Source organism: Lysinibacillus sp. UBA6686, assembly GCF_002455205.1.
Classification (GTDB): domain Bacteria; phylum Bacillota; class Bacilli; order Bacillales_A; family Planococcaceae; genus Lysinibacillus; species Lysinibacillus pakistanensis.
Map to the genome: position 1 here is coordinate 16,850 of NZ_DKJS01000061.1, position 26,048 is coordinate 42,897.

The 26,048-nt window shown below is 37.7% G+C and carries 25 protein-coding genes; 21 read left to right on the forward strand and 4 right to left on the reverse strand.

All coding sequences use genetic code 11. The annotated features are described in order from the left end of the window. The 8 genes from infB (at position 1) to B2R82_RS15940 (ending at position 9,518) form a co-directional block, all read left to right on the forward strand. A complete protein-coding gene (infB, locus tag B2R82_RS15905) occupies positions 1 to 2,286 on the forward strand; it encodes a translation initiation factor IF-2 (protein ID WP_286925859.1) in 2,286 nt (761 codons plus the stop codon). Further along, positions 2,286 to 2,564, forward strand: a complete 279-nt coding sequence (locus tag B2R82_RS15910) for a DUF503 domain-containing protein (protein WP_054770642.1) — start codon at positions 2,286 to 2,288, stop codon at positions 2,562 to 2,564. The genes infB and B2R82_RS15910 overlap by 1 nt, the downstream gene beginning before the upstream one ends. A 98-nt stretch (positions 2,565 to 2,662) precedes the next feature. Then, the gene (gene rbfA / locus B2R82_RS15915; RefSeq protein WP_283871199.1) at positions 2,663 to 3,004 is read left to right on the forward strand and encodes a 30S ribosome-binding factor RbfA; all 342 of its coding nucleotides are present in this window, start codon (positions 2,663 to 2,665) and stop codon (positions 3,002 to 3,004) included. 110 nt (positions 3,005 to 3,114) lie between these two features. After that, positions 3,115 to 4,026: a tRNA pseudouridine(55) synthase TruB gene (truB, locus tag B2R82_RS15920; protein WP_286925860.1), complete on the forward strand. Its 912-nt coding sequence runs from the start codon at positions 3,115 to 3,117 to the stop codon at positions 4,024 to 4,026. 12 nt (positions 4,027 to 4,038) lie between these two features. Next, complete coding sequence (gene ribF, locus B2R82_RS15925) at positions 4,039 to 4,992, forward strand: riboflavin biosynthesis protein RibF (protein ID WP_286925861.1); 954 nt, start codon at positions 4,039 to 4,041, stop codon at positions 4,990 to 4,992. Positions 4,993 to 5,185: 193 nt separating this feature from the next. Further along, entirely contained in the window at positions 5,186 to 5,455 is a 270-nt protein-coding gene (rpsO, locus tag B2R82_RS15930) for a 30S ribosomal protein S15 (protein ID WP_286925862.1), read from the forward strand. 661 nt (positions 5,456 to 6,116) lie between these two features. Continuing rightward, entirely contained in the window at positions 6,117 to 8,231 is a 2,115-nt protein-coding gene (pnp, locus tag B2R82_RS15935; RefSeq protein ID WP_286925863.1) for a polyribonucleotide nucleotidyltransferase, read from the forward strand. A gap of 63 nt (positions 8,232 to 8,294) precedes the next feature. After that, positions 8,295 to 9,518: a M16 family metallopeptidase gene (locus B2R82_RS15940; protein WP_286925864.1), complete on the forward strand. Its 1,224-nt coding sequence runs from the start codon at positions 8,295 to 8,297 to the stop codon at positions 9,516 to 9,518. A gap of 189 nt (positions 9,519 to 9,707) precedes the next feature. On the opposite strand, the gene B2R82_RS15945 is transcribed toward B2R82_RS15940, so the two are convergent. Genes B2R82_RS15945 through B2R82_RS15960 form a run of 4 tightly spaced genes read right to left on the reverse strand, consistent with a single transcriptional unit; the run spans position 9,708 to position 12,187 of the window. Then, positions 9,708 to 10,322, reverse strand: coding sequence for an ABC-2 transporter permease (locus B2R82_RS15945; protein WP_286925865.1), 615 nt, complete (start codon positions 10,320 to 10,322; stop codon positions 9,708 to 9,710). A 12-nt stretch (positions 10,323 to 10,334) separates the two neighbouring features. Then, positions 10,335 to 10,970 (reverse strand): ABC-2 transporter permease, encoded by a 636-nt coding sequence (locus tag B2R82_RS15950; RefSeq protein ID WP_286925866.1) that lies wholly within the window; start codon positions 10,968 to 10,970, stop codon positions 10,335 to 10,337. Beyond that, positions 10,967 to 11,809, reverse strand: a complete 843-nt coding sequence (locus B2R82_RS15955; protein ID WP_286925867.1) for an ABC transporter ATP-binding protein — start codon at positions 11,807 to 11,809, stop codon at positions 10,967 to 10,969. The genes B2R82_RS15950 and B2R82_RS15955 overlap by 4 nt, the downstream gene beginning before the upstream one ends. After that, positions 11,810 to 12,187, reverse strand: a complete 378-nt coding sequence (locus tag B2R82_RS15960) for a GntR family transcriptional regulator (protein WP_286925868.1) — start codon at positions 12,185 to 12,187, stop codon at positions 11,810 to 11,812. A 142-nt stretch (positions 12,188 to 12,329) separates the two neighbouring features. Here B2R82_RS15960 and B2R82_RS15965 point away from each other — a divergent pair, with 142 nt between their 5' ends. From B2R82_RS15965 to B2R82_RS16025, 13 genes are all read left to right on the forward strand, one after another. Then, positions 12,330 to 12,593 (forward strand): sporulation protein, YlmC/YmxH family, encoded by a 264-nt coding sequence (locus B2R82_RS15965; RefSeq protein WP_053594254.1) that lies wholly within the window; start codon positions 12,330 to 12,332, stop codon positions 12,591 to 12,593. Between the two features lie 9 nt (positions 12,594 to 12,602). After that, positions 12,603 to 13,382 carry an NAD(P)-dependent oxidoreductase gene (locus B2R82_RS15970; protein WP_286925869.1) on the forward strand — a complete coding sequence of 260 codons (780 nt, stop codon included), beginning with the start codon at positions 12,603 to 12,605 and terminating at the stop codon, positions 13,380 to 13,382. Continuing rightward, on the forward strand, positions 13,376 to 13,966 hold the full coding sequence (locus B2R82_RS15975; RefSeq protein WP_286925870.1) for a dipicolinate synthase subunit B: 591 nt from the start codon (positions 13,376 to 13,378) through the stop codon (positions 13,964 to 13,966). The genes B2R82_RS15970 and B2R82_RS15975 overlap by 7 nt, the downstream gene beginning before the upstream one ends. Before the next feature lie 82 nt (positions 13,967 to 14,048). Continuing rightward, positions 14,049 to 15,086 carry an aspartate-semialdehyde dehydrogenase gene (locus B2R82_RS15980; RefSeq protein WP_286925871.1) on the forward strand — a complete coding sequence of 346 codons (1,038 nt, stop codon included), beginning with the start codon at positions 14,049 to 14,051 and terminating at the stop codon, positions 15,084 to 15,086. A gap of 13 nt (positions 15,087 to 15,099) precedes the next feature. Then, a complete protein-coding gene (dapA, locus tag B2R82_RS15985) occupies positions 15,100 to 16,017 on the forward strand; it encodes a 4-hydroxy-tetrahydrodipicolinate synthase (RefSeq protein WP_054770648.1) in 918 nt (305 codons plus the stop codon). Between the two features lie 163 nt (positions 16,018 to 16,180). Beyond that, on the forward strand, positions 16,181 to 16,396 hold the full coding sequence (locus B2R82_RS15990; RefSeq protein ID WP_286925872.1) for a hypothetical protein: 216 nt from the start codon (positions 16,181 to 16,183) through the stop codon (positions 16,394 to 16,396). 187 nt (positions 16,397 to 16,583) lie between these two features. Continuing rightward, a complete protein-coding gene (locus tag B2R82_RS15995; RefSeq protein WP_286925873.1) occupies positions 16,584 to 18,251 on the forward strand; it encodes a ribonuclease J in 1,668 nt (555 codons plus the stop codon). Positions 18,252 to 18,406: 155 nt separating this feature from the next. Continuing rightward, the gene (locus B2R82_RS16000; protein WP_286925874.1) at positions 18,407 to 20,692 is read left to right on the forward strand and encodes an FtsK/SpoIIIE family DNA translocase; all 2,286 of its coding nucleotides are present in this window, start codon (positions 18,407 to 18,409) and stop codon (positions 20,690 to 20,692) included. A 188-nt stretch (positions 20,693 to 20,880) separates the two neighbouring features. After that, complete coding sequence (locus tag B2R82_RS16005; protein ID WP_286925875.1) at positions 20,881 to 21,609, forward strand: GntR family transcriptional regulator; 729 nt, start codon at positions 20,881 to 20,883, stop codon at positions 21,607 to 21,609. Positions 21,610 to 21,664: 55 nt separating this feature from the next. Next, positions 21,665 to 22,750, forward strand: a complete 1,086-nt coding sequence (locus tag B2R82_RS16010) for a BMP family lipoprotein (RefSeq protein WP_286925876.1) — start codon at positions 21,665 to 21,667, stop codon at positions 22,748 to 22,750. Positions 22,751 to 23,046: 296 nt separating this feature from the next. Beyond that, positions 23,047 to 23,187 carry a hypothetical protein gene (locus B2R82_RS16015; RefSeq protein WP_286925877.1) on the forward strand — a complete coding sequence of 47 codons (141 nt, stop codon included), beginning with the start codon at positions 23,047 to 23,049 and terminating at the stop codon, positions 23,185 to 23,187. A gap of 275 nt (positions 23,188 to 23,462) precedes the next feature. After that, complete coding sequence (locus tag B2R82_RS16020; protein WP_286925878.1) at positions 23,463 to 25,001, forward strand: ABC transporter ATP-binding protein; 1,539 nt, start codon at positions 23,463 to 23,465, stop codon at positions 24,999 to 25,001. Next, positions 25,001 to 26,047 carry an ABC transporter permease gene (locus B2R82_RS16025; protein WP_286925879.1) on the forward strand — a complete coding sequence of 349 codons (1,047 nt, stop codon included), beginning with the start codon at positions 25,001 to 25,003 and terminating at the stop codon, positions 26,045 to 26,047. Before B2R82_RS16020 ends, B2R82_RS16025 begins: the two co-directional genes overlap by 1 nt. The last annotated feature ends 1 nt before the right edge of the window (position 26,048 follow it).

Genomic DNA, 26,048 nt, shown 5'->3' on the forward strand with positions numbered 1-26,048 from the left:
ATGACCAAAATCAGAGTTCATGAATATGCAAAACAAGTGAATAAAACGAGTAAAGAGGTTATTGAAGCACTAAGTAAATTAAATGTGAGTGTAACAAATCATATGTCTATGTTAGAAAAAGACATTGTGTCAAAGTTAAACCAAACATTTAGTACATCAGGAAAAAAAGAAGTGAAACAACCTACTCAAAACGTATCACAAAGAACACAACCTAATGGACAACAAAAACCACAGCAATCGATGAAAAGGCAAGAAGGACAAAAGCAGCAATCTGCTACTTCTAAGCCTAGAGCAAACAATCAGCAACAAACGCATCAAAACTCAAATTCGTCTAACGAAAAATCTAAGAATACAAAAGGTAATCAAAATCGAAATATGACACAAAATAATAATAATAACAATAATAATAATAATCGTAGAGGTGGCGGTGGTTTTAACCAACGTCCAAAACCAGGAATTCATGGAGGCAAACGTCGCCATCCAAAAACACATCAACCATCAATACCAGTGAAACAAAAGGAATTACCAGAAAAAATTACGTTTGTTGAATCACTATCTGTTGCGGAATTAGCCAAAAAACTACATCGTGAACCATCAGAAATCATTAAAAAGTTATTTATGCTTGGTGTAATGGCAACAATTAACCAAGAATTAGATAAGGATGCAATTGAATTAATTTGCGCAGACTACGGTGTAGAAGTTGAAGAAGAAATCCGTGTGGATATTACGGATTTAGAAACACACTTCGAACAAACAGAAGAAGTAAACGAGGAGGAATTATCGGAACGTCCTCCAGTTGTAACAATTATGGGTCACGTTGACCATGGTAAAACGACATTATTAGACTCAATTCGCCATACAAAAGTTACAGCAGGAGAAGCTGGTGGTATTACACAGCATATTGGTGCCTACCAAGTAACTGAAGGCGACAAAAAAATTACGTTCCTGGATACACCTGGTCACGCTGCTTTTACAACAATGCGTGCACGTGGGGCAAAAGTAACAGACTTAACAATTTTAGTGGTAGCTGCAGATGATGGTGTCATGCCACAAACAGTAGAAGCTATTAACCACGCAAAAGCTGCAGAAGTACCAATTATTGTTGCTGTCAATAAAATGGATAAACCTTCAGCGAATCCTGATCGTGTAATGCAAGAATTAACAGAGCATGGTCTTGTTCCAGAGGCATGGGGCGGAGATACAATTTTTGTACCAATTTCCGCATTAAAAGGTGAAGGCATCGATACATTGCTTGAGATGATTTTACTTGTTGCAGAAGTTGGGGAATTAAAAGCAAATCCTAACCGCCTAGCTATAGGTACTGTTATTGAAGCACAGCTTGATAAGGGTCGTGGTTCTGTTGCAACACTATTAGTACAAGATGGCACACTAAAAGTAGGAGACCCAATTGTTGTTGGTCATACTTATGGGCGAGTACGTGCGATGGTAAATGACAAGGGGCGTCGTGTAAAAGAGGCTGGACCATCAACGCCAGTAGAAATTACGGGCTTAAATGATGTGCCGCAAGCTGGAGACCGCTTCGTTGTTTTTGAAGATGAAAAAACAGCACGTCAAGTAGGTGAAACACGTGCAATGTCTGCCATACAAGCACAACGCTCTGAAAAACAGCGCGTAACATTGGATAATCTATTTGAACAAATGAGCCAAGGTGAAATGAAAGAACTTAACCTTATCGTGAAGGCTGACGTTCAAGGTACTGTTGAAGCTATGGCTGCATCTTTAATGAAAATTGATGTGGAAGGCGTTAACGTAAAAATTATTCACACTGGCGCAGGGGCAATTACAGAGTCTGATATTTCTCTTGCTGCTGCATCAAATGCCATTGTAATTGGTTTTAATGTTCGTCCAGACGTTAATGCAAAACGTGCTGCTGAACAAGAAGGCGTAGATATTCGCTTACACCGTATTATCTATAAAGTAATTGAAGAAATTGAACAAGCGATGAAAGGTATGCTTGATCCAGAATTCGAAGAAAAAATTATTGGTCAAGCAGAAGTTCGACAAACAATTAAAGTATCAAAAGTTGGTACAATTGCTGGTTCATACGTAACAGAAGGTAAAGTAACGCGTGATTCTGGCGTACGTGTAATCCGCGACAATGTAGTAATTTTTGAAGGTGAATTAGATACACTTAAACGCTTCAAAGATGAAGTGAAAGAAGTTGCAAAGGGATACGAATGTGGTATTACAATTACAAACTTCAACGATATTAAAGAAGGCGATATTATTGAAGCCTATATTATGGAAGAAGTTAAACGCGTCTAATGATTGTCTACGCAGAGGTTGAATTCATCATTCAAACTGCCCATTCGTTAAAGGAAAAACGTGCTGTCCTACAGCGTATGATTACCCGCACAAAGCAAAAGTTTAATGTATCCATTGCGGAAATTGACCATCAAAATGTATGGCAGCGCACAAAATTAGCACTTGTTGCTGTTTCTTCTTCAAAAGAAGCGGCCGAGCGAGAAATTAATCATGCGCTTCATTTCTTACAGTCAAATCCGTCATGGGAACAGCTCAATGTGTGGCGAGATTATTTATAAGTAACAAAAGATAGCTGTGTCATTTATATGTTAAGATCATTCCACTACATCTAAAAGAGTAAGCACACTATCTGGAATCGAAATAGAGGTGACAAATTATGTCTCTACGCTCAAACCGTGTTGCTGAGCAAATGAAAAAAGAACTCGGTGATATTCTTGGCCGTAAAATAAAAGATCCGCGTGTTGGGTTTGTTACTGTTACGGGTGTTGAGGTAACAGGTGATTTACAGCAAGCGACTATTTATATTACAACTTTAGGCAATGAACGTGAACGAGAAGAAACACTAAAAGCTTTAGTAAAGGCCTCTGGTTTTATTCGTTCAGAAATCGGTTCACGTATCCGATTACGCCGTACACCAGAATTAATCTTTGAATTTGATTCATCGATTGAATATGGAAACCGTATTGATACATTGCTACGAGGTTTACACAAAGAATAAGTAAAAGATAAAGAGTCTGCCACATGCATATTCATGCAGGCAGGCTTTTTATTGTAGGAAAAATTGTTGATTTGGCAATTTTACAACAAAGAAGTTTTGGGAGGAGCTATATGAACGGTATTTTACCACTTTGGAAGGAACGTGGCATGACAAGCCATGATTGTGTTTTTAAATTACGAAAAATTTTACGCACAAAAAAAGTAGGACATACAGGTACACTTGATCCAGGTGTAGAGGGTGTTCTACCAATTTGTATTGGACAGGCAACAAGGATTGCAGAGTATTTAACAGATGCAGGAAAAACCTATGAAGCTATCATTTCTATTGGTCGAACAACGACAACTGAGGATGCAGAAGGTGAAACAGTTGAACAGAATACCAACATCAAGCAATTCACTCGAGGTCAATTATTAGAGGTGCTAGCTTCTTTAACAGGAGTCATTGAACAAACACCACCTATGTTTTCTGCGGTCAAAGTCAATGGTAAACGCCTTTATGAATATGCTCGTAAAGGGGAAACCGTTGAAAGACCGACACGTCAGGTGACAATTTATGCTTTAGAGCTTTTAGATGAGATCGAACTATATGAAGGACAAGAAATTACGTTTCCAGTTCGCATAGCTTGTAGTAAGGGCACATATATCCGCACATTAGCCGTACAAATAGGGGAAGCACTTGGTTATCCTGCACATATGCAAGAGCTTGTACGCACAGCCTCAGGCACATTTACACAAGAAAATTGCTTTACATTGGGACAGGTTGCTGAGCTGATGGAAGCTGAACAAATTGATAGATGTATTTTACCAGTTGAGTATGCATTAACAGACTTTCCATATATTGAAATTACTGCTGCTAATGAAAAAGAAATTTTCAATGGACAAGTGCTTCCGGCAGATACATTATTAAAGATACATGATAAAATTGTTTTTGGAATCAATGGGAAAGCAATGGCGGTTTATCAACCACATCCAACGAAGGAAGGGTTGATGAAACCACATAAAATGTTTCCGACGATAGAGTAGGAGGATTTTTGTATGGAGGTCATTCATTTAAAATACCCACATCAACTACAGCAACGAGAAAGCATGCAGCCTTATTCATTAGCAATTGGCTTTTTTGATGGTGTACATAGAGGGCATCAGGCAGTTATCAAGGCAGCGAAGGAAGAAGGAGACAAGCGTCAAATTTCGACTGCAGTGATGACTTTTGATCCACATCCTTCTATAGTTCTTGGTGGACGTAACGAAAAGGTTTTTTATATTACATTGCTACAGCAAAAATTGCAACTGTTTCAAGAACAAGGTGTGGATACGGTATTTGTCGTACATTTTACTTCAGATTTTGCCAAGCTTTCTCCAGCAGCCTTTATTGATACGTTTATCCGTGGATTAAATATTCAACATGTTACAGCTGGCTTTGATTTCTCCTTTGGTGCATTTGGAAAGGGCACAATGGAGGAGATGCATGCTTTGAGTAATGGCGATTATGGTGTGACGATTGTTGAAAAGAAAACGGATGATATTGAAAAAATTAGCTCTACACGAATTCGTAAACTTTTACAGGAGGGAGACATGGAAGCTGCAAGAATGCTGCTAGGTCGACCCTTTGAAATCGCAGGTATTGTTATACATGGTGATAAGCGAGGACGTACTATAGGCTTCCCTACTGCAAATGTTCAAGCACTAGAGGGGACTTATATTCCAGCAAGCGGTGTCTATGCTGTCCGTTTATTTGTACAAAATAATTGGTATGATGGCGTATGTAATGTAGGCTACAAACCAACATTTAAAGACCCAAATGATAAGCAATTATCTATTGAGGTTCATATACTAAACTTCGAAAAGAGCATCTATGGCGAAGAAGTACATGTTGCTTGGTATAAACGTATTCGAAGTGAACGTAAATTTGATGGTATTGAAGCATTAAAGGCACAAATTGAAAAGGATAAACAGGAAGCGATCGACTATTTTAATACTTTCCAACAATAACGGTTAAACATGGTCAATGTGCTGTGTTTTTCTGCTTCGGTATTTGAATAGAATTACGTTATCACTTGCTTGACCTTTTGATTTATGGTAACATTCATAAGTGCATAAATGCTTAACCTTAGCTCGGTATATCGATAACTCCAACGTGTACTGTGCTAATGGGGATTTATTATAATTTAGGAGGTCCATACAAATGGCTATTTCAAAAGAACGTAAAAACGAAATTATCGCTGAGTACCGCACTCACGAAAGTGACACTGGTTCACCAGAAGTACAAGTTGCAGTGTTAACAGAGGAAATTAATGCTCTAAACACACACTTACGTACTCACAAAAAAGATTTCCACTCTGAGCGTGGTCTTCTAAAAATGGTAGGTCGTCGTCGTCACTTATTAAAATATCTTCGTGAAACTGACGTACAACGTTACCGTGAACTAATCAACCGTTTAGGCTTACGTCGCTAATTTAAAAGCAGGATTGCTCCTGTTTTAGACTATAGACAACTTTGTTTGTCTATAGTCTTTTTTGTTTTTTAGTCAGATTAGTAATTAAAATTCTTGTCAACGATTAACGATATACAAAAATAGTACACTTGAAAAAGGAAATATTTAGCAACTAAATGGAGAGGTTATCAACACAACATAATGAGTTAGTCATAAAAGTTCTTATTCCCTGGAAAGAATTTTACTAGGGCTCAGGGTCAATTCATATGTTGCATTTTTACAATGGTCATGATCTTATTGGGTTGGACCGCTTCATCATGCCAATCATTTTTATTCTTCTGTGGCTATCTATGCTTAAACTTTACTATGTGCCTAACTTTCATTATACTAGAAAGATGTGGTATGATAACCTATTGTGTAAACCTGCATTTGAAAATAATGATTTATCCAATTATTTCCTATAAGGAAGGGTTATTTTAAGTCAAATTCATATAACAGAAGTATAAAAGTGCTTTTTCAATTAAATATAAAAATAAATCTTAAATAAATTGGCAATAATTGATTTTAAATGTATGATTATTTCATGAAATATTTTTTAGCATAGAACAAGCATTTTTGGTACACTTACTATTAGTACATACAGACGAAGTAAGTGTTTTTATAATAGAGAGGGGTTCATTGAATGAACGAGAAGAAAGTCTATTCCTACGAATGGGCTGGCCGTCCACTTGTAATCGAAGTTGGACAGTTAGCAAAACAAGCAAATGGAGCTGTATTAGTACGCTATGGCGATACTTCAGTACTTTCAACAGCAACAATGTCAAAATCACCAAAACCACTTGATTTCTTCCCATTAACAGTAAACTATGAAGAACGCCTATATGCTGCAGGTAAAATTCCTGGCGGCTTTATTAAACGTGAAGGTCGTCCATCTGAAAAAGCGATTCTTGCAAGCCGTCTAATCGACCGTCCTATTCGTCCGATGTTCCCAGATGGGTTCCGTAATGAAGTCCAAGTCATTTCAATGGTTATGTCCAATGATCCGAATTGTACGTCTGAAATGGCAGCTATGGTTGGTTCCTCATTAGCACTAGCTATTTCCGATATCCCATTCGATGGACCAATAGCAGGTGTACAGGTTGGCTATATTGATGGTGAATTCATCGTGAACCCAACAGTGGAACAATCAAATCATTCAACTATTCATTTATCTGTAGCTGGGAACAAAGATGCTATCAACATGGTTGAAGCAGGTGCACTTGAAGTTCCAGAAGAGATAATGTTAGAGGCCATTATGTTTGGTCATGAAGAAATTAAAAAAATTATTGCTTTCCAAGAGCAAATTGCTGCTGAGGTTGGAAAGGAAAAATTACCAGTAACATTATTTGAAATTAATGAAGCGATTCAAGCAGATATAAAGGCAGCTTGTGAGTCTGACATGCATGATGCCATTCAAACAGCAGAAAAACATGCTCGTGATGAAGCGATTCAAGCAGTAAAAGATCGTGTTATTGCTTCTTACGAAGAGCAAGAAGCTGATGATGAAACAATGAAGCAGGTTTATACAATTCTAGATAAGATGGTAAAGGATGAAGTACGCCGTCAAATTACAGAAGATAAAATTCGTCCAGATGGTCGTAAACTTGATGAGATCCGTCCACTTTCATCAGAAACGGGATTATTACAGCGTACGCATGGTTCAGCACTATTTACACGTGGACAAACACAAGCATTGTCAATTTGTACTCTAGGGGCACTTGGAGATGTGCAAATTATTGATGGATTAGGTGTAGAAGAATCTAAACGCTTTATGCATCATTATAACTTCCCTCAATTCTCAGTTGGGGAAACAGGACCGATTCGTGGACCAGGTCGTCGTGAAATTGGACATGGAGCGCTAGGAGAACGTGCACTTGAAGCAGTTATTCCAGATGAATCTGTATTCCCATATACGATTCGTTGTGTATCAGAAGTGCTTGAATCGAATGGTTCTACTTCTCAGGCTTCCATCTGTGCCTCCACGTTAGCAATGATGGATGCGGGTGTTCCATTAAAAGCACCTGTAGCAGGTATTGCAATGGGTCTTATTAAAAAAGGTGAGTATTACTCCATCTTAACAGATATTCAGGGAATGGAAGATCACCTTGGAGATATGGACTTTAAAGTTGCAGGTACAGCTAAAGGTGTAACAGCCCTACAAATGGATATTAAAATCGATGGATTATCCCGCAATATTTTAGAAGAAGCATTAACACAAGCTAAAATTGGGCGCATGCATATTTTAGATTCAATGCTTGCGACACTTGCTGAACCACGTGAAAAATTATCTGAATTTGCACCGAAAATTGTCATTGTGAAAATTAACCCTGATAAAATCCGTGATGTCATTGGACCAGGCGGTAAACAAATTAACAAAATTATTGAAGAAACTGGGGTAAAAATTGATACTGAGCAAGACGGTACAATTTACATCTCTTCTGCAGATGAAGAAATGAATGCACGTGCAAAACAAATTATTGAAGATATCGTACGTGAAGCAAAAGTAGGGGAGTACTACTTAGCGACAGTGAAGCGTATTGAAAAATTCGGTGCTTTCTGTGAAATCTTCCCAGGTAAGGATGGTTTACTTCATATCTCTGAAATCCAAGAGGAACGTACAAAGCAGGTAGAAGATGTTTTAAAACTTGGTGATCAATTACTTGTAAAAGTGATTGAAATCGACAAGCAAGGACGTGTGAATTTATCTCGTAAAGTTGTTATTCAAGAGGAAAAAGAGCGCGCTGAGCAAGGTAAATAATAGGGAATAGCAAAGGCTGCGTATGTTGCGCAGCCTTTTTTAAATCAAGATGGAGGGAATTTTATGGTACAAGTACATACATGTGACAATGGTGTGCGTATTGTGTCTGAGCAAATTGATCATGTAAGATCGGTAGCTTTAGGCATTTTTGTGAATGCAGGTTCTCGCTATGAATTACCTGAAGAGAATGGGATTACTCATTTTATTGAGCACATGCTGTTTAAAGGAACAGCAACGCGCACTGCTCGTCAAATTGCCGAGGAATTTGATCGTATTGGTGGAGAATTAAATGCTTTTACCTCTAAGGAAAATACATGCTATTATGCTAAAGTTTTAGATCATCATGCAGAGCTTGCAGTCACAATACTTGCTGATATGTTCTTTAACTCTACATTTGCAGAGGAGGAGTTAGAGAAGGAACGACAAGTCGTATTAGAGGAAATCTTAATGAGTGAAGATGCACCAGATGACGATGTTCATGAAAAGCTATGGGAAGTAATGTATCCAAATGATGCGCTTGGTCGTCCAATACTAGGCACTGCTGCTACATTAAAAACATTTACAGCAGATATGATTCGCGCTTATATGGCTAAACACTACGGCCCGAAATCAGTAGTTATTTCATTAGCAGGCAATATTTCCGAAAAACTCCTACAAGCAATAATTGATTTATTTGGACAATACCAAGCATCTCCTCTTGAGGTTGCACCAGAATTAACAAACCCACAATTTCATCCAGGAGAGATAACAAAAATACGTGATACAGAGCAAGCACATGTAGCAATCTCTTATCCAGCAATGGGTGTAAAAGATCCAGATATGTATAGTTTTATAGCTCTTAATAATATAATTGGGGGCAATATGAGCTCTCGCTTATTCCAGGAAGTTCGTGAGGAACGAGGCTTGGCTTATACGATTTTTTCCTACCAATCCTGCTATGCTGACGTCGGAGCATTTACGATTTATGGTAGTACAAGTCGTCAACAATTATCACAGCTCCAGCACACAATTGATGCGACATTACTTGATATTGTGGCAGGCGGCGTAACAGAGGAGGAGCTTGATAATGCGAAGGAGCAGCTTAAGGGCAGTTTTGTGCTTGGATTAGAGGGGACTGGTGCTCGGATGAATCGTAATGGTACAAGTGAACTGGTACATGGAAAGCATCGCTCTGTGGACGAGGTACTAACAGCTATTGATGCAGTTTCAATGGCGTCAGTGGAACGTCTAATTGCGAAAATATTAAAAGCGGAGCCAGCCATCGCCATAATCGGCCCTAAGGCATAAATATTCCGAAATTAAAGCTTAGCCCATATAACTAAGATTTTTGAGAGCACTAAAAAAGTCGGTTTGCCACAAAAAATGTGATGCAAATCGACTTTTTTAAGTTTTTTCAACTTTAACAAAAGACAGATCTCTACTATAAAAATGAAATTGTCAGTGCCCACCCGTTTTGGTAGCCTATTTCTATCTCTTTTAATAAACTTCTTTTGCTAAATACAATGTCAAGCTTTTATGGAAAATAAAAATGCTAATGATAAGACAGATAATTGTGGGGATTAAAATGATCAATAAATTGGCCGCTACTAGTGATAGATAGTAATGAATTGGAAAATTGATGATAAAAATAATAAGAATAGCAATGATCATCCTAAAATTACGCATCCCCTTCGTCTCTTCTAGATGATGGATATAAAACTGTGTACAGATGAGCAGAGAGGCACTGCTAATATAAGCAAAATACATGGCGAAATGCTCTGAGAAATTTTCGTTCGCAGCGGATTGTGAAAAATAAGCTGGTGCCATTAGGAAAAACAGCAATATTACGATTCCATAGCAATATAGATAATCAGCCTGAAGCTGTGTTTTTTTAGTTAACGGGAGACTATTAACAAACAATTCCCAGTTAATTTTATAATCACTATCATATAATCCCCCAACAATGGAAGCAGAAAAAACAACCGCAAAAATGCCTATTGAGGGATTATCTAAATAAGGTATTTTAAAGAAATTGATAATAGCACATATGATAACTACAAAAAAAATTGACCACTTCTGTACCATTATTCTTTGTAAAAGTAGAGCCTGCATGAACTCCCTCCTTTAAAATTCTTTTTGTTTATAAATGGCTGTTGAGATTAAAGAGGATAGCCATAGGATTAGAAGTCCAGCAATAGGTGCCAAAAACATAAATTGTTTAATGTTTGTTAAAACAAAAAACATATCGGATGATTGCTTGTTAATGAGGCCAAATAAAAAACCTGGGATGAAGCAGATCGCAATAAGAACCATTTTTCCTTTAATGGAACCAAATTTAATGTAGATGGGTAACAATATCGCTAGTATACAAATGGCTAATGTCACTATTAGATTAAATGTTAGAAAAAATTCTTCTGGTGCCAAGTTATTCGGCGTAAAACGAAGAATAATCCATACAATCGGTAGTGCAAAAATAAGCCCCATAATCATAAGAAGGATACTAAGTATATATTTACTAAGTACGATGTCCCCTTTTGAAATAGGTAAAGTATTAGCATATTTATCCCAGCCACTTTGTTCATCATAGGTAATAGCAGTTATCGCCTGAAAAGTCACCAAAATTATAACAAGTGAAAAGAGCATTGAACCTTGTTGTACAATGAATGACATAAATAGGAAGAAAATCAACAAAAAGGCTTGTGTTTTTATTTGACGCTGAATCGTCATTAAATCTTTTAATATAAGACCTACCATGCTCATACACTACCTTTCACATAAAATAGCATAATGTCTTCAATAGATGGCTTTTCAAAAGAAAACACTTCGTTTACTTCACTTTTTTGCACTAATGCTTCTACACCAAAAGCTCCATTACGTTTTCTTAAAATGGCATGCTCGGGTATGGCACTTATTTCCTCTTCACTACCTTTAAATATTCCATACTCATAGAGTAATACATCCTTGCCCTCACTAAATAAAACCTCACCATTATGGATAAAAGTAATATAGTCTGCAATCTTTTCTAAATCACTTGTTATATGGGAAGAAAATAAAATGCTGTGTGTTTCATCCTGCATAAATGCTAAAAATAAATCGAGAATTTCATCACGAATAATCGGATCTAGCCCACTTGTTGGTTCATCTAAAATTAGCAGCTTTGGATGATGTGCCAGTGCCAATGCAATAGACAGCTTCATCCTCATACCTCGCGATAATTCTTTTATCCTCTTCTTCTCAGGAACTTTAAATTGTCTCAATCGCTCAAAATAATAGCTTGAATCCCACGTTTTAAATACTTTTTTCATAAATTTGTCGAGCTGCGTCGCATTAAGCGTTTCAGGTATGTGTAAATCGTCAAAAACTACACCGATGTCGTTTTTTATCGATAATTCATGTTCGACAATATCCTTGCCAAATAGTAAAATTTCGCCATATTCCTTTTTTAATAAATTGAGCATGCATTTTATCGTTGTTGATTTTCCGGCACCGTTTTCTCCGACAAATCCCATCACTGTGCCTTGGGGTACAGAAAAGCTTACATCTTTAAGGGAAAACCCTTCAAAGCTTTTATGTAAATCATGAATTTCAATCGCATTCATTTAGTTGCCCTCCTCTAAAATCATTGTTAATAATTCCTGTAGCTCCTCATTTGTTAGTCCAGCCGTTTTAGCAGTTTTGATTGCTTTTTGCATATGCTCCTCAACTTGACGCAATAATTCTTCGCGTAGAAAATCTTGATTTCGTTCTGTGACAAAGCTCCCTTTTCCAGCGACGGTTTCGATAAAGCCATCTCGCTCTAAATCAGCATAAGCACGTTTGGTTGTCATCACACTTATCTTTAAATCCTTTGCAAGTGCACGGATAGAGGGGAGTGCATCACCAGCCTGTAATTTATTTGCTAAAATTGCTTCCTTTAGCTGTATGGTAATTTGCTCATAGATGGGTTTATCACTGGCATTGCTTAAATGAATATGCACAAATTTCTCACCTCACTAAACTGTATATATACAGTATATACAGCATCTTGGTGAAATGCAACATATTCCTACTTAAGGTAGGGGCACGATTTGCAAAAACTCGGCATATATTGGGGTAACGGTTCAAGGAGGGAGATGAGGGATGCTACTATCGGAGATGGTGGATAAGGAGTTAATTCAAGTTGAGGGTGGTGTACACTTTGGCATATTAGCACATACGGAATGTCTATTAGATGTGCAAACAGGAAAGATACATGGTTTTGAGATTGTCAAAGATAAATTACCATTCCAAAAAAAGAAAGTAAAAGTTAGTGAAATGATACCTTGGCATGAAATTATATTAATTGGAGAAGATCGAATTTTATTTAACAAAACAACGACGGTACAGTCAGAATTTTTACAGTGAGGTGAGCTTTTGGAAAACGAAAAGTGGCTTGTTATCGGTGAAGACTCACGATTAAAGGAATTAGCGACAATGTTAAGAAGCCCATCGAGAACGGTATTTTATAAAAGAACATCTGTATGGAATGAAGAATTAAATAAACTAGTTTTAGAATTCCAGCCAAATAAAATTATTCTTCCTATACTTCCATTAAAGATTGAAGTGGAACAACTATATGGAATTTCTCAGGTGAAGTTTTATACAGGGCGTTTAACAATGCATTGGAAGCAATTGCTAGAGAGAAATGAAACAAATTGCTATTTACAGCAAGAGTCTTTTATTTGGCAAAATGCAAGATTGACAGCAGAGGGATTTATTGCCACGTTTTATGGACTCGAGCAGAAATGTATTTACGGACAAAACTTTACAATCGCAGGATTTGGACGCATCGCCAAAATGCTCGCTTCTTTACTTGTCAAGATGGGTGCTAATGTCCATATTGTAGCGCGTTCAGTTGTACAAGTGAGTGAAGCAAAAGCATATGGTTACAAAGCAACCAATTTAGATGATCGCAAATGGTCCATTAACAATAGTATTTTTATTAATACGATTCCAGCTAAGTGGATTACAGAGTCATTTATAGAGCATGTCCCAGCAGTTTTATATGATTTAGCCTCGGAGCCAGGCTGTTTAGATATAGATGCTGATCAACTACAAACATATGTACTATTGCCATCATTACCTGGGAAATACTTTGCACATGATGCTGCCGAAATATTGTGCAAGGCAATAGAGGAGGAAGAAAATTGCTAACGGGGAAACGAATTGGTTTAGGTATTACAGCCTCACACTGTACGTATGAGGATGTGATACCTAAAATTCAGAATTTCATCGATGTAGGAGCAACTGTTATCCCTATTATTACTCATTCTGTATTACATGCAGCTACACGTTTTGGTACTGGTGAGGAATGGATTGCAAAAATTGAGGCATTGACAGGCGAAAAAGTTATTTCTTCTATTAAAGAGGCAGAACCTTTTGGACCATCTAATCCTTTAGATGCCATGGTCATTGCACCAATGACTGGCAATAGTATTAGTAAATTTGCTAATGCTGCAACAGATAGTCCAGTACTAATGGCTGCGAAGGCAACATTGCGTAACGGCTCACCTGTGATTTTAGGCATTTCAACAAATGATGCACTTGGTTTAAATGGTATCAATATTATGAAGCTGCTTAATGCTAAAAATATTTATTTTATTCCATTTGGTCAGGATTCTCCACATTCAAAACCTAATTCACTCATTGCTGATTTCGATCAAATGGTTGCGACTGTCCATGAAGCAATTACGCAAAAAAAGCAATTACAACCACTGTTGATACAATATTTCAAATAAATCAGGAATTACACACAATTTTCAGTATTTTTGTGATACAATAGCACACATTATGGAACTTGTATTCAAGGAGAGATGATAGATGACAAAGCAGTTAACAGTTGCAGTTGTTGGGGCAACAGGGGCAGTAGGAACAAAAATGATGGAGCAACTAATTAAACGAAATTTTCCGATTGGCGCTATAAAGTTCTTAGCTTCTGCACGTTCAGCAGGAAAACCAATCGAATTTAATGGGAAGACATATACAATAGAAGAAGCGACACCTGAAGCTTTTGAAGGCGTCAATGTCGCTTTATTCTCCGCTGGTGGATCAGTATCAGCTGTATTAGCACCCGAAGCTGCAAAACGTGGTGCTGTTGTTATTGATAATACGAGCCATTTCCGCATGGATCCAGAGGTACCATTAGTTGTACCTGAAGTAAACAGAGAAGATTTAGCGAAGCACAAAGGAATTATTGCTAATCCAAACTGCTCTACAATTCAAATGGTTGCTACACTTGAGCCAATTCGCAATGCATTTGGTCTAACAAAAGTGATTGTTTCAACGTATCAAGCTGTTTCAGGGGCAGGTATTACGGCTATTCAAGAATTAAAGACACAGAGCGCAAATTGGGAAGCAGGTAAGAATGTAGAAGCAAATATTTTACCTTCTGGTAGTGATAAACGTCATTATCCAATTGCACGTAATGTTATTCCACAAATCGATAAATTCACAGATAATGGATTTACATACGAAGAAATGAAAATGATTAATGAAACGAAAAAGATTATGCATGCACCAGAGCTAAAAGTAGCTGCAACTTGCGTTCGTGTGCCAGTCGTTTCAGGACACTCTGAATCTGTTTATATTGAAGTAGAAAAAGAAACAACAGTACAAGAAATCTTTGACGTATTACGCAATGCACCTGGCATTGTTTTACAAGATGATATTACAACACAAACTTACCCAATGCCAATTTATGCAGAAGGAGAAGACGCTACTTTTGTAGGACGTATCCGTCAAGATTTAGATAATAATAAAGGATTCCACCTATGGATTGTTTCCGATAATTTATTAAAAGGCGCTGCATTAAACTCTATCCAAATTGCAGAAGCAATGCTTGAGGATAACTTACTATAAGAGGGGTGTAAGGATGAATTTAGGTCGAATTGGAACGGCTATGATTACTCCGTTCAAAGAGGATGGCACGATAAATTACCCAGAATTAGAACGAATTATTAATCACTTAATAAACAACGGTACAGATTGTATTGTTGCATGTGGCACAACCTCTGAAAATCCAACGATGTCCACAGAAGAAAAAATCGAAGTTGTCCGTTTTACCGTTGAAAAAGTGGCAGGGCGTGTACCTGTTATTGCAGGGACAGGAGATAACGAAACAGCTTATTCCATTGCAATGACACATAAGGCTGAAGAAAATGGTGCAGACGGTATTATGCTTGTAGCACCATACTATAATAAGCCAAACCAACGAGGTATTTTCGCACACTTTGAAACCATTGCAAAAGAAACAAGTCTGCCTGTTATGCTTTATAATGTACCTGGACGTACTGGAGTCAATGTTGCTTACGAAACATCTGTTGCATTAAGTAAAATTCCAAATATCGCTTGGATAAAAGAGGCGAGCGGTAATTTAGATCAAATGGGCGATATTATTGAGAATGTCGACGCAGATGACAATTTCTTAGTATATAGTGGTGATGATGGTTTAACACTGCCACTACTAGCAATCGGCGGCGCAGGTATTATTTCAGTTGCTGCTCATGTTGTTGGTAATGATATGCAATTAATGATTAAGGCGTTTGAAGAAGGAAATCACAAGCTAGCAGCCAAAATTCATCGAGCATTACTGCCACTAGTACGTGCACTATTTGCTCAACCAAATCCTTCACCTGTCAAATATGCAATGACAAAATTAGGCTTTGATACACTTAATGTTCGTTTACCAATGATGGAGATGACAGATGAGGAAAAAGCTAATTTTGATCGAATTTGGGATACGTATCAAGAAAAAGCGAGAGGCTTTAGAGAATTAAATAGCTTTACTTAAGCACATCAAAGACTTTAGACAAATTTAAATTTGTCTAAAGTCTTTTTACTTTTTAAAGGATTTACTCCTCTTAATTATCATCATAGTTGGGAGTGCTTAGGTAAAGGCATTAACCGCTCAGGTAAGAGAGAAAGTCGCTCAGTCAACGGCATTATCCGCTCAGGTGAGAGAGAAAGTCGCTCAGTCAAAGGCATTAACCGCTCAGGTGAGAGAGAAAGTCGCTCAGTCAAAGGCATTAACCGCTCAGGTGAGGGAGAAAGTCGCTCGGTCAAAGGCACTATCCGCTCAGGTAGGAGAAATCCCACAAGTAGAAAAGAAAACCGCTTTAGAAGATAGTCCCCAGACAACTTTAAAATCAAATAGTTTTTATATCTTGTAGTCAAAATTGTACACCTTCACCTATGTTAGACTTTTACCTTTCCTTCCATCAAATAGCAACAGGGATTTGTAATAAATTTTTTGTTTCCATCATGAAACATGTATTTTTAATTTGTGCAAAAGCTTTGCAAACCGTATAATAAAAATTAAGTGGTTGCTGTTCGGGATATCTTTTAGGAGGAAATAAATTGACAAAAAAGAAAAATGAATTAATTCGTATCATTCCACTGGGTGGTGTGGGCGAAATTGGTAAAGCAATGTACGTAGTAGAAATTGATGAGGAGCTATTTGTAGTAGATAGCGGCTTAATGTTCCCGGAAGACGAAATGCTGGGCATTGATATTGTAATTCCAGATATTACGTATTTAGAAGAAAATAAAGAACGTGTGAAAGGCATTTTCTTAACGCATGGCCATGAAGATGCGATTGGCTCGATTGCCTATGTATTACAAAAAGTAAAAGCACCTGTGTATGGATCGAAGCTAACAATTGCACTTGCCAAGGAACATTTAAAGGAATTACCTGCACCACATCAGGTGAAATTCTTTGAGGTTACCAATCGCAGTCGCATGAATTTTAACTCAACGTATGTAACATTCTTCCATACAACACATAGTATTCCCGATTCGTTAGGGGTAGTGTTCCATACATCTGAAGGAGCGATTGTTCATACAGGTGAGTTTAAATTCGATCAATCCGCAACAGGTAAATTTAAGCCTGATTTAGCTAAGATGGCACACTTAGGAGAAGAAGGCGTTTTTATTTTGCTATCTGAGTCATGTGAAGCGGAGCGACCAGGTTATACGACATCTGAGATTGTAATTGAGGAACAATTATCAAAAACATTCCACTCAGCACCAGGTCGTATTTTAGTGGCTGTGTATGCATCGAATTTTATTCGCATTCAGCAAGTGTTTACGCAAGCTCAAAAATCATTCCGTAAAGTTGTCATTGTTGGGAAACCATTAGAAAAGGCTGTGGATTTAGGTGTACAGCTAGGTTATTTAACAGTTGAAGAAGAAACAATTATTCCTATTTCAGAAATGCATAAATATCAAGATGATGAGATTATTATAATTGCCACTGGTAATCGAGGAGAGCCGCTCGATGCACTTGAAAAAATTGTACGTAAGCATCATCGAGACATTAAAATTAAGCAGGATGATACAGTCTTAATTACTTTTACACCTTCACCTGGAATGGAAGTACAGATGGCTAATACCATGAACTCTATTTCAAAAGCAGGTGCTGAAATTTTGACATCTAGTAAAAATGTTCATGTATCAGGTCACGGAAGCCAAGAAGATTTAAAGCTAATGCTTAACTTGATGCAGCCGAAATACTTTATTCCTGTACAAGGGGAGTACCGTATGCTGATTGCACATTCTAAACTTGCTCAACAGCTGGGTATGCAAAAATCCCAAATTTTTATTGCTGATAAAGGAGATATCGTTGAGTACAAGAATGGTAAAATGCGTATGAGCGGGCGTGTACAAGCTGGTAATGTTTTAATCGATGGTATTGGTGTTGGCGACGTTGGTAACATTGTTCTGCGTGATCGTAAATTATTATCACAAGATGGTATTTTCATTGTAGTTGTCACATTAAACCGTGCTCAAAAGAAAATTGCATCTGGACCAGAAATTTTATCACGCGGTTTCGTTTATGTTCGGGAATCAGAGGAGCTAATGGTGGAGGCTTCTGATATTGCAAAGAATGTTATAGAAAAATATGTTGGTAAAGATACATTTGAATGGACAAACATTAAACAAGAAATTCGAGATACACTGAACACTTATTTATTCCAGAAAACAAAGCGCCGCCCAATGATTATCCCAATCATTATGGAATATTAAAAAACTCATCGTTCAAGCTTTGAGTGAGAAATGAATGAAAAAGGATTTTCTAGCCGAGTGTACACGGTGGAAAATCCTTTTTTTTGAAATAATTAAGTTCTACATGCTAGGATTCATTTCATATATAGAATGGATTGTAAAAGAGGGTGAAATAGATGGCGACTAGTAAAAGAAGAAAAGTCACTAAAGGAAAAGGAACAACCGAAAAAAAAGAGATGCATCCGCTGATGTTTGAAATTTTAGGACTCATCTTAATTGCAATTGCCGTTATTATCATTTTTGAATATGGCATGATTGGACGTTTTCTAACAACGATAGCAATGTTTCTTGTAGGAAATTTGTATTTTGCTGTGCCATTTATGCTTATATTTGTTGCATTATTGCTAATGATTGGTCGGAAAAAAGTAAGTTTGAATGACCGTCTAATTTTAGGAATGTTCCTAATTGTTATGAGTTTAACAATTTTTAGTCATGGAATACTTTTTGAACAATTATCAAAATCAGGTGGTTTATTATCAGAATCTGTATTGCGAGAATCCTGGCGTATTTTAATTAATACAGAGGGTGTTGTTCAGCGAAGTAATGCACTTGGCGGAGGAATGATTGGTGCCCTTCTATTTAGTATGCTACATGTTTTGTTTGAGGCTTCAGGGGCTAAGGTTGTTGCATGGGTGATTTTCTTTATAGGGTTAATTTTAGTTACGGGAAAAGCACTTGTGCCGTATTTAGCTGAAAAAACGCCTGCTCTTTTTGGTAAATGGCAAAAAAAACAAAAAGAGAAGAAAAAGAATGAACCAAAGAAACCTAAAAATCGCCGATCAACAAGAGACACAATGGAAGAAATCCCTGCTGTTGATCATACTAATGAAATACAAGAAGAAGAGGAAATTACCCATGAACCTATTATCTCAGCCTTTACTCAAAATGTTTCTCAGGAACGAGAAGTGTTTGAGAGTAATGACGTTGAGGGTATTGAACATGGAGAGATCGTAGATGATGTCCATATACAAGGCGCTGATGCAGTGGAAAATGCAGATTATCAACTTCCCTCTTATAATTTATTACAATTGCCACCGCAACATGACCAAAGTGGTGAATATTCAGTAATCCAGGCGAATGCAAAAAAACTAGAACAAACGCTGCAAAGCTTTGGCGTAAAGGCAAAAGTTACCCAAGTTCATTTAGGACCAGCAGTAACTAAATACGAGATATTGCCAGACATTGGCGTAAAAGTAAGTAAAATTGTAAACCTTCAGGATGATCTTGCATTAGCGCTTGCTGCAAAGGATATACGGATGGAAGCACCTATTCCTGGAAAATCCGCAATTGGTATTGAAGTACCGAACAGTGAGGTAGCCATTGTCACATTACGAGAAGTATTAGAGTCAAAGGATGGAGCGAAGCCAGAAGCTTTATTGCAAGTTGCATTTGGTCGTGACATTACAGGACAAGCTGTACTTGCCGAGCTTAATAAAATGCCACATTTACTTGTTGCCGGCTCAACTGGTAGTGGTAAGAGTGTGTGTATAAATGGCATTGTTGTATCCATACTAATGCGTACAAAACCACATGAGGTCAAATTGATGATGATTGATCCAAAGATGGTGGAATTGAATGTTTATAATGGGATTCCTCACCTTTTAGCCCCGGTTGTTACGGATGCCCGAAAAGCATCTCAAGCATTAAAAAAAGTCGTTGCAGAAATGGAACGTCGCTATGATTTGTTTTCACATACGGGTACACGTAATATCGAAGGCTATAATAATCATGTCCAAAAGGTTAATGAACAAACTGATGAAAAACATCCAAAATTACCTTATATTGTTGTGATTGTGGATGAGTTAGCGGATTTAATGATGGTTGCCTCAAGTGATGTCGAGGATTCGATTACTCGTCTAGCGCAAATGGCACGTGCTGCTGGAATTCATTTAATTATTGCTACTCAACGTCCAAGTGTGGATGTACTGACAGGTGTCATAAAAGCAAATATTCCTTCCCGTATTGCCTTTGCAGTATCTTCCGCAATTGATTCCAGAACGATATTAGATATGGGTGGCGCTGAGCGATTATTAGGTCGAGGGGATATGCTATTTTTACCTGCTGGTGCCTCAAAGCCAAAACGTGTTCAAGGTGCCTTTTTATCAGATCAGGAAGTAGAGTCAGTTGTAAGCTTTGTTATAGAACAGCAAAAAGCGCAGTATCAGGAAGAAATGATTCCTACAGAAGAGGATACGATTCTTGAGGAAACAGATGAATTATTTGATGAGGCTGTGCAATTGGTTGTAAGTATGCAGACGGCTTCTGTTTCCATGCTACAACGCCGCTTCCGAATTGGCTATTCGAGAGCCGCTCGCATTGTCGATCAGATGGAACAACGAGGAATCGTCGGCCCTTCAGAGGGAAGTAAACCCCGACAAGTACTTGTTCATCAATACGATTAATCAACATAATTGCGGTTATTGTTGAATATTTAGCAAGTTGTTTAGAATGTACAAATACAATTCAAAATTCGGATCGTAATTACGCTAAGGTGTAATTGATTTCAGTCTGCAAAAATGTTATATTTATGAACGATTAGTAGGAATGTTGTACATCAGATGTCTGATCTCTGATATTGGTGGTGATATATGTGACTATTAAAGCAGATCATCGTCATCTCTATCTTCAAGTAATTGATCGTTTAAAGTCTGACATTGAAACAGGCGTTTTCAAGGAAAATGAAAAATTGCCTTCAGAATTTGAATTATCTAAATCACTAGGAGTCAGTCGAGCAACACTTCGTGAGGCGCTTCGACTGTTGGAAGAGGAAAATGTAATTGTGCGTCGACATGGGGTAGGTACGTTTGTCAACCCTAAGCCGTTGTTTACATCAGGCATCGAGCATTTATCGAGCATTTCTTCCATGATTGAGACAGCTGGTATGGAGCCCGGTTCCCGCTTTTTAAAGGCGGCCGAAAACATACCTTCTGAGGAAGATTTAAAACGCTTCCAATGCGATGACGAAGATAAAATACTCACGATTGAACGTGTCAGAACAGCCGATGGGGAGCCTGTAGTTTATTGTATAGACAGATTACCGGCTAGCTTTCTGCCAACTGATTTTGTAGAAAAAAAAGAGGTTTCACTCTTCTCTGCACTTGAACAATCTGGGAAAATTCATGTGGCCTATGCTGTAACATATATAGATCCAGTAGGGTATCATGAGCAAGCGTCACCGATTTTAAATTGTGGCCGTGAAACAGCTCTTTTAGTATTAAAGCAATTGCATTACGATGATCATGATCAAGTAGTGCTCTATTCAAAAAATTATTTCCGAGCTGATAAATTCAGCTTCCATGTAGTTCGTAAACGGGTGTAGAACATTTCTAAATATTTTTTCCTGCTAATTACATTACCTTTGGGGGGTTAACACAATGAAAAAACGTAAATTTGGCTTAGTATTATCATCAGTTTTAGCGGCGAGTGCTATTCTTGGTGCATGTGGCGCGAAGGAAGAAAAACCAGCAAAAGAAAATGAAAATGCATCATCAGGCGAAAATAACAACGAAGAAGCATTCTCAGTAGCAATGGTTACGGACGTAGGTGGCGTGGATGATAAATCATTCAACCAATCTGCATGGGAAGGTGTTAAAGCATATGGTAAAGAACACGGCCTTTCTAGAGGTGAAGGTGGTTTTGATTACCTACAATCAAAAACAGATGCTGACTATGAAACAAACTTAAACAACTTAATTCGTCGTAATTTTGACTTAGTTTTCGGTATTGGCTTTATGATGGCTGATGCTGTGGAAGCAGTTGCTGCGGATAACCCAGATAATCATTTCGCATTAATTGATGCAGAAGTAGAAGCGGACAATGTAGTAAATGTTATGTTCAAAGAGCAAGAAGGTGCTTTCCTAGCAGGTGTTGCTGCTGCGAAAATGACTAAAACAGGTAAAATTGGCTTTGTAGGCGGCGTTGACATCCCAGTTATTAACCGTTTTGAAGCTGGATTCATAGCAGGGGCAAAGGCAATAAATCCTGATATTGAAATCCAAGATAAATATACTGCTGCATTTGATAAAGCGGATCTTGGTAAAATTACAGCGAACAGCATGTACTCTTCAGGTGTAGATATTATTTTCCATGCTGCAGGCGCAACTGGTAACGGTGTTTTCTCTGAAGCAAAAGAGCGTAAAGCGAAAGATCCTAATGCAAATGTATGGGTAATCGGTGTAGATGCTGACCAATACGACGAAGGTAAAGTAGACGATAAAACAAATGTAACGTTAACTTCTATGTTAAAAGGTGTTAATACAGCAGTAGTAGATATTTCTAATAAAGCGAAAAACGGTAAATTCCCAGGTGGTCAAACACTTACTTACGGTTTAGCTGAAGATGGTGTAAAACTTGCGGATTCTCGTGGCGCAATTCCAGAGGATGTACAAGCAGTAATTGACGAATATAAAGAAAAAATTGCTAGCGGTGAAATCGTCGTTCCAGAAAAAGTGGAAAAATAATTCATCTCTTGATCATCATAAGGGACTTTTAGCAGACCCTTATGATGATTTTTCAATCTATCGTTATATTTCGACTATTTATACTATTTGATTATTTTAAGATAGAGCTAATATTTCAATAATATTATCGCGAGTTTATGAGAATTGATGGAAACAAATTAATAGAAGAAAGGTTTCTAACGATGACCTTTCCTGTATTAATTTATCTTCATTCAGCAGAAAACTCCTACCTCTACAGGTGGTGAGATGAATGCGGTTTTGGTCCCTTTTCAATGGATGTCCAAACAACCTACTGAATGAAGATAAAGCCTTCAGCGGATGTCACGGATTTTCAAGGAATGAATTGTGCTGGCACAATTCAAAATCTGGACGCATTGTTTATCTGTAACGAAAGCAAAGCGGCAGCGGCAGCTACAATTACGCCAAGGCGAATTTGATCTTCATTCAGAAAAATACTGACCTCTATTGACAGGACAAAATATGAGCGAATTTTTTGTTAATTTGTCAAACCTATTGCCCACTGAGCGAAGATAGAAATATTGGTTAACATTACAATGACAGTAATATATAGCTAATATTATAGTTAATACAAGTCTTCATATCATTTCAAAAACTGGACGTATTGCTTATCTGTATCTAAAGTCTAAGCGGCAGATACGAATACGCCATAGCGAAATTATTTACAAAAGTGCCTATTAAGGGAGTGACTAAATTGGAACATGTGATTGAGATGCTAGGGATCCGTAAAGAATTCGGCGATTTCGTGGCGAATAATAATATCACCCTCCAACTGAAAAAAGGCGAAATCCATGCATTGCTAGGCGAAAACGGTGCAGGTAAGTCGACTTTAATGAACGTCCTTTTTGGTTTGTATCAACCAGAGGGAGGCGAAATTCGAGTTCGTGGGAAGGCTGTTAAAATTACAAACCCGAATGTTGCCAATGATTTAGGTATTGGTATGGTGCATCAGCACTTTATGTTAGTGGAAAACTTTACAGTAACAGAGAACATTATTTTAGGTACTGAACCAACTAAATTGGGGATTGTTAACATTAAGGATGCAGCTAAAAGTGTACAGGCTCTTTCAGAAAAATATGGCCTAGATGTTGATCCCTATGCGAAAATTGAGGATATAACGGTTGGGATGCAACAGCGGGTTGAAATCTTAAAAACTTTATATCGAGGAGCAGAAATTTTAATCTTTGATGAACCTACCGCATCTTTAACGCCTCAAGAAATTACTGAATTAATACAGATTATGCGTCGTTTAATTGCAGAGGGAAAATCTATTATTTTAATTACCCATAAGCTAAAAGAGATTATGGAAGTTTCTGATCGTGTAACGATTATCCGCAAGGGTGAAGGCATCGGAACTGTTGTTACAAAAGAAACAAACCCAGAACAACTAGCAGAGATGATGGTTGGTCGTCATGTAGAATTTAAAACAGTGAAAACAGAGGCTACTCCTACAAAAGAAGTACTTTCCATTGAAAATGTGGTCGTTACAGACTACCGTAATATTGATAAAGTAAAAGGGCTTAACTTAAAGGTTCATAAGGGTGAAATCGTTGGTATTGCAGGTATTGATGGCAATGGACAGTCCGAATTAATCGAAGCCATTACAGGTCTGCGTAAAATCAAAAGTGGCTCTGTGAAATTAAATGGTAAAGATATAACGAATATGAAGCCTCGAAAAATTACAGAGGCGGGTGTTGGGCATATCCCTCAAGACCGTCATAAGCATGGTTTAGTGTTAGATTTCCCAATTGGGCATAATATTGCCTTACAAACCTATTACCAGCCTCCAATTGCAAAGGGCTTTGTTATGGATTACAAAAAGGTATCTGAAAAAGCGCAACAGGTTATTAAAGAGTATGATGTGCGTACAGGTAATGGTGAAATGACGCCAGCTCGTGCACTTTCTGGTGGTAATCAGCAAAAAGCGATTATTGGTCGTGAAATTGATCGTGATCCAGATTTATTAATCGCGGCATTACCAACGCGTGGGCTAGATGTAGGGGCAATCGAATTTATTCACTCTCGCCTAATAGAACAACGTGATAAAGGAAAAGCGGTTCTGTTAATTTCATTTGAATTAGATGAAGTTATGAATGTTTCAGACCGTATTGCTGTTATTTATGAAGGACAGATTGTAGATGAATTAAATCCAAAAGAAACTACAGAACAAGAGCTTGGCTTATTAATGGCAGGTCAAAGTAAAAAGAATCATACGAAGGAGGGGAACGACTAATGTCAAATCGTGTCATTAATATACTCGTTCCTGTCATCTCTATTATTATCGGTTTAATTGTTGGAGCTATCGTAATGGTAGTCAGCGGCTATGACCCAATACAAGGTTATATCGCTCTTTGGACAGGTATTTTTGGGGATTCATATTCAATCGGGAACACAATCCGTCAAATAACACCGTATCTTTTGGCAGGTCTTGCTGTAGCATTTGCCTTCCGCACAGGTTTATTCAATATTGGTGTTGAAGGTCAGTTAATTTTAGGTTGGCTTGCTGCCGCATGGGTAGGATATGCATTTCAATTACCTAAAATCATTCACTTACCATTAGCATTGCTTGCTGCAGCAGTTGCAGGTGCATTTTGGGCCTTTATTGCAGGTTTCTTAAAAGCGAAATTTAAAGTTCACGAAGTAATTGCGACAATTATGTTAAACTACACTGCACTTTATATTGCGAACGCGGTGATTAAAAGATTGTCGGACGGGAGCTTTAAAACAGAACGTATTCATGAATCAGCTTCATTACGTTCTCCGTTTTTAAGAGAGCTTACAGACAATTCAAGTCTACACTATGGGATCATTGTTGCACTTTTAATGGTAGTCGTGATGTGGTTTATTTTAGAAAAAACAACACGTGGGTACGAGCTAAAAGCAGTTGGATTCAATAAAAATGCTGCTGAATATGCGGGTATGAGTGTCAATAAAAATATTATATTAGCAATGACGATTTCAGGTATGTTTGCTGGTCTTGGTGGTGCGATGGAGGCACTGGGTACTTTCCAAAATGCTTCTATTAAACCAGGCTTTACTGGTATAGGTTTCGATGGTATTGCTGTTGCCTTGCTTGGGGCGAATACGCCACTAGGGGTTGTATTTGGAGCCTCATTATTCGGTTCACTTAAATATGGTGCGTTAAATATGCCAAACGCTGCAGGTATCCCTGAGGAAATTGTCTCTATTATTATCGCGTTAATTATTTTCTTTGTAGCTTCAGGCTACATTATTCGAGTTGGATTACAAAAGTTGAGTAAGAAAAAGGAGGGGCAATAAC

Excerpts from the sequence above, each read along its gene's own strand:
- B2R82_RS15980 (WP_286925871.1), top strand. The coding sequence starts at position 14,049 with ATGACAAAGCAGTTAACAGTTGCAGTTGTTGGGGCAACAGGGGCAGTA.
- B2R82_RS16015 (WP_286925877.1), top strand. The coding sequence starts at position 23,047 with ATGAAGATAAAGCCTTCAGCGGATGTCACGGATTTTCAAGGAATGAAT.
- B2R82_RS15910 (WP_054770642.1), top strand. The coding sequence starts at position 2,286 with ATGATTGTCTACGCAGAGGTTGAATTCATCATTCAAACTGCCCATTCG.
- B2R82_RS16000 (WP_286925874.1), top strand. The coding sequence starts at position 18,407 with ATGGCGACTAGTAAAAGAAGAAAAGTCACTAAAGGAAAAGGAACAACC.
- rpsO (WP_286925862.1), top strand. The coding sequence starts at position 5,186 with ATGGCTATTTCAAAAGAACGTAAAAACGAAATTATCGCTGAGTACCGC.
- truB (WP_286925860.1), top strand. The coding sequence starts at position 3,115 with ATGAACGGTATTTTACCACTTTGGAAGGAACGTGGCATGACAAGCCAT.
- rbfA (WP_283871199.1), top strand. The coding sequence starts at position 2,663 with ATGTCTCTACGCTCAAACCGTGTTGCTGAGCAAATGAAAAAAGAACTC.
- pnp (WP_286925863.1), top strand. The coding sequence starts at position 6,117 with ATGAACGAGAAGAAAGTCTATTCCTACGAATGGGCTGGCCGTCCACTT.
- ribF (WP_286925861.1), top strand. The coding sequence starts at position 4,039 with ATGGAGGTCATTCATTTAAAATACCCACATCAACTACAGCAACGAGAA.
- B2R82_RS15940 (WP_286925864.1), top strand. The coding sequence starts at position 8,295 with ATGGTACAAGTACATACATGTGACAATGGTGTGCGTATTGTGTCTGAG.
- B2R82_RS15945 (WP_286925865.1), bottom strand. The coding sequence starts at position 10,322 with ATGCAGGCTCTACTTTTACAAAGAATAATGGTACAGAAGTGGTCAATT.
- B2R82_RS16010 (WP_286925876.1), top strand. The coding sequence starts at position 21,665 with ATGAAAAAACGTAAATTTGGCTTAGTATTATCATCAGTTTTAGCGGCG.
- B2R82_RS15965 (WP_053594254.1), top strand. The coding sequence starts at position 12,330 with ATGCTACTATCGGAGATGGTGGATAAGGAGTTAATTCAAGTTGAGGGT.
- B2R82_RS16025 (WP_286925879.1), top strand. The coding sequence starts at position 25,001 with ATGTCAAATCGTGTCATTAATATACTCGTTCCTGTCATCTCTATTATT.
- B2R82_RS15950 (WP_286925866.1), bottom strand. The coding sequence starts at position 10,970 with ATGAGCATGGTAGGTCTTATATTAAAAGATTTAATGACGATTCAGCGT.
- B2R82_RS15955 (WP_286925867.1), bottom strand. The coding sequence starts at position 11,809 with ATGAATGCGATTGAAATTCATGATTTACATAAAAGCTTTGAAGGGTTT.
- dapA (WP_054770648.1), top strand. The coding sequence starts at position 15,100 with ATGAATTTAGGTCGAATTGGAACGGCTATGATTACTCCGTTCAAAGAG.
- infB (WP_286925859.1), top strand. The coding sequence starts at position 1 with ATGACCAAAATCAGAGTTCATGAATATGCAAAACAAGTGAATAAAACG.